This is a genomic window from Hominilimicola sp. (genome assembly GCF_046972485.1).
Taxonomy (GTDB): Bacteria; Bacillota; Clostridia; order UBA1381; family UBA1381; genus Hominilimicola; species Hominilimicola fabiformis.
The window spans coordinates 1-4,446 of the sequence record NZ_JBKVWU010000157.1 but is presented as its reverse complement, the minus strand read 5'-3'; the positions used below and the strand labels follow the sequence as shown (position 1 = coordinate 4,446).

At 40.1% G+C, this 4,446-nt stretch carries 3 protein-coding genes; all 3 read right to left on the bottom strand.

The window, feature by feature from the left end; all coding sequences use genetic code 11:
• On the bottom strand, positions 1–3,282 hold a 3,282-nt coding region (mfd, locus tag ACLTU0_RS11005), incomplete at its 3' end, for a transcription-repair coupling factor (protein WP_412322475.1).
• Between the two features lie 67 nt (positions 3,283–3,349).
• Entirely contained in the window at positions 3,350–3,916 is a 567-nt protein-coding gene (gene pth / locus ACLTU0_RS11000) for an aminoacyl-tRNA hydrolase (protein ID WP_147513588.1), read from the bottom strand.
• A 70-nt stretch (positions 3,917–3,986) separates the two neighbouring features.
• Positions 3,987–4,446 (bottom strand): DapH/DapD/GlmU-related protein (locus ACLTU0_RS10995; RefSeq protein ID WP_412322474.1); only part of this gene is annotated, 460 nt, incomplete at its 5' end.

The window sequence follows — 4,446 nt, the reverse complement described above, 5'->3', positions numbered from 1 at the left end:
GCTCTGTGCTATTTCATATATACCACATTCTTTGGCATACGTTTTAAGTGACGCAACTTCGATAATATTTTGTACGGCTCTCGGTATATCACCAAATCTGTCGATAAGTTCGTCCTCGATTTCAAACTTATCGTCCTCCGTTTCGATTGCCGCTATTTTCTTGTATATATCAATACGTTGATTGTGGTTTCTGATATAGCTTTCAGGCAAATATGCGTCAATATTTATATCAATCGCAACGTCCTGCACATCGTCAATCTTAATACCCTGTGCCTCATCAACGCTTTCTTTCAGCAATTTACAGTACATATCGTAGCCGACAGCGTCCATATGTCCGTGCTGTTCAGGTCCTAAAATATTGCCTGCACCTCTTATTTCAAGGTCACGCATTGCAATTTTAAATCCCGAACCGAACTCGGTAAATTCCTTTACCGCACGAAGTCTTTTTGACGCAATATCCGATAATATCTTATCTCTGTGATACGTCAAATACGCATATGCCGCACGATTTGAACGTCCGACACGTCCTCTTAACTGATAAAGCTGTGAAAGTCCCATTTTATCGGCATTTTCAATTATAATCGTATTCGCATTCGGAATGTCAAGACCTGTTTCGATAATAGTCGTACAGACAAGTACGTCAGTTTTGCCGTTTACCATATCGTACATAATATCTTCAAGTTCGTCCTCTTTCATCTTACCGTGACCGACTGCAACGGTTATATCGGGGAACATTGAACGTATCCATTCCGCTTTTCTGTATATTCCCTGTACACGGTTATACAGATAAAACACCTGTCCTCCGCGTGACAGTTCATTTCTGACAGCGTCCGCTATAACTGCGGGATTGTCCTCCAAAACATACGTCTGTACAGGGTATCTGTTTTCGGGCGGTTCCGAAAGCACACTCATATCTCTTACACCCGTCATTGCCATATGCAAGGTACGCGGTATAGGCGTTGCAGTCATTGTCAGAACGTCTATATTTTGCTTTAATTCCTTTAACCGTTCCTTGTGTGCAACACCAAATCTCTGTTCCTCGTCTATTATAAGCAAGCCCAAATCTTTAAATTCCAAGTCCTTTGAAAGTATTCTGTGCGTTCCGATAATTATATCAATTTCGCCCGTTTTAAGTTTTTTCAAAATACGTTTTTGCTCGGAAGCTGTACGAAAACGCGACAGCATTTCAACCTTTATCGGAAAACTTTCCATACGTTTTAAAAACGTTTCGTAATGCTGCATTGCAAGAATTGTCGTAGGGCAAAGATATGCGACTTGTTTTGAGTCGCCGACCGCCTTAAATGCCGCACGAAGTGCAATTTCCGTTTTACCGAAACCAACGTCACCGCAAAGAAGTCTGTCCATCGGCTTTTGGCTTTCCATATCGCCTTTAACTTCTTCAATCGACCTTAATTGGTCGTCCGTTTCCTGATACGGGAACGTATCTTCAAAATCACGCTGCCAAGGTGTGTCTTCACTGTACGCAAAACCTTTTGCCCTCTCACGTTCCGCATAAAGTGCAACAAGTTTTTTCGCCAATTCTTCCGTTGACTGTTTTACTCTCTGCTTTGTCTTGTTCCATTCGTTACTGCCGAGCTTATTAAGTTTCAGCTTTTTATCGGTATTGCCGACATATTTATAAAGCAGATTAAGCTGGTCAATCGGAATATACAAAGAATCTGTGCCTTGATACTGAATTTTAAGGTAATCCTTTGTTATACCGCCGACAACCATTTTCTTTGTACCCATATATTGACCGATACCGTGCGTTTGATGTACAACGTAGTCGCCTACACTTATATCTGTGTAATTCTTAATTCTGTTTGCATTTTCAACTTTACGTCTTGAACGACTTTTCTTTGTTTCAAAAATTTCTCTGTCGGAAACAAGCACAAAATTAATTTCGGGATACTCAAAGCCCTTATTAAGTTCACCCTTTATTATAACGGTTTCGCCTTTATTGAAATTCGCCTTATTTGCGTCATCACCGATAAATCTCGCTCTTATCCCCTTGTCAACAAGCACACCTGCAAGGTTTTCGCCGCGGCCTCTTGACGTACAAAGAATTGCGACCGTATAATTTTTACTCTGCCAATTCCTTAAATCTTCATACAAATACTCGATTTTACCGTGGAACGAAACAGTTGTTTTAGTTGTGAATGTTTCAAGGTGCTTGTATTTAAAGTCGGTTGACGAATGAGAAAGAACGTCAAGCGAAATAAGTTTTTTCGCCGACATTTCATGCACTTTATCGTGATATGAGCAATAAAAACTGTCCTTTGCCGCACCGATTATTCCCTTTTCTTTAAGTTCGGCTACTACTTCGTTTTTCTCCCATTCAAACGTCTTGCCACGCTCGCTTATACGTTTCGGGTCAATTATAAACACAAGGTCATTATCCGAAAAATAATCGGTAATTGACGGTATTTTGTCATATACAAGCGATACATATTTGTCTATTGACGGGAAATATCTTACTTCCTTAAAGCTTTCTATATCCGATTCGGTTGTTTCGATAAAATAGCTTTCGTCACTCTTTTTACGTTTCGCACTTCTTATGCGTTTTTCAAGCTCTGCTATAATTCTGTCACGTTTTTCGTCAGTGATAACCGCCTCATTCGCCGGCGTCACACGTGCGAAGTCAATCTTATCAAGCGAACGCTGAGTATATGTGTCAAACTCTCTTATAGAGTCGGTTTCATCATCAAAAAATTCAATTCTGTACGGATTTTCGTTGCCGACAGGAAATATATCAAGTATTCCACCGCGGATTGCGAACTGTCCCGCACCCTCAACGCTGTCCTCTCTTGAGTAACCCATTACAACAAGGTCCTCCGTCAGCTTTTCAAGATTAAACGTTTTTCCAAGCTCAAAATCTATACAAAGGCTCTTAAATTCTTCTTTATCGCAAGTATACTGCAGAATTGCGTCAAGGCTTGTCACAACTATATAATCGCCGCCGCTTACAAGTTTCTGTATAACGGAAATTCTTGCGTGCTCGTTCTGATGACCGGAGGTTTCGATATTATAGAAAATATATTCCTTTGTCGGAAAATACAAAACATTATCCGAATACAATTCCATATCCGAATAAAGTTTTCTCGCCTCCATATCACTGTAACACACAACAAGCGCAGATGATTTATTTTCATTTTTCAGCGAATAAATAAGCTGTCCCTGAGCCGATTCAACTATTCCCGCAACAGAAACAGGCGTATTATTAAGATTTTCGACTATGCCTTTATACGGTGCATAATCGTTTAAAATATCAGAAAAATTCATATTTACAGCCTTTCTGCCCACAACCGTTCTTTACACACCTTGTCGTGGACGGACAAAATGCACTTTTTTATTTGCCGTTATACTTATTCATCGCAGACTGTACACCGTTTTTGATAATCTCTGCAACAGCTTTTTCCGCTTTAACTATTGCGTCCTCCATTACAGGAATTTCTTCCTTTGTAAATCTGCCGAGTACAAAGTCTGCCAAATCATAATCTTCGTGTTTCGGTGCACCGACACCCATTTTTACTCTTGGGAATGTATCGCTGTTTAGACGGTATATTATAGATTTAAGTCCGTTGTGACCGCCGGCACTTCCTTTCGGTCTTACTCTTATTCTGCCTACATCAAGAGATATATCGTCATTGATTACAATAATATTTTCAGGCGGTATTTTATAAAACTGTGCCATTTCACCGACTGAATCACCGCTTAAATTCATATATGTCTGCGGTTTTACAAGGTACACCTTTTCACCGCTTATTGTTGCCTCACCGTACACTGCTTTAAACTTTAATTTGGTAAGTTTTGCACCGTACTTATCCGCAATATAGTCTATTGTGTGAAATCCGATATTATGACGCGTCATATCGTACTGCTTACCCGGATTTCCAAGTCCCACTATTAAATACATTGGTATAATCTCCTCTTTACGTCCAAAAAGGGCAGATAATTTATCTGCCCAAATATCTTTAAAACTCATATTACTTACGTTTATCCTTCCAACCCTCTTTATTAACCTGTCTTGCACGTGCGATAGACAAGCTGTTTTCAGGAATATCTTCTGTTATTGTCGAGCCTGCGGCAATATAAACGCCGTCACCGACATTAATCGGCGAAACGAAGTTTGTGTTACAGCCGACAAAGCAATCATCACCGATTGTTGTTCTGTACTTCTTCTTACCGTCATAGTTACACGTTACAGTACCACAGCCGAAGTTTACCCTCTTACCGACATCGCTGTCGCCGATGTATGTAAGGTGAGAAATCTTTGTACCGTCGTCAATATTTGAATTTTTAAGCTCAACAAAATCGCCGACTTTAACTTCCTTACCCACATGACAATTAGGTCTGATATACGCAAAAGGTCCTACGTGTGTACCCTCGTCAACTTCCGATTCAAGTATAACTGAGCTTAACACGTCAACACCGTCATGTATAACC

Coding starts and splice junctions, on each gene's coding strand:
- pth (WP_147513588.1), bottom strand. CDS start 3,916: ATGTATTTAATAGTGGGACTTGGAAATCCGGGTAAGCAGTACGATATG.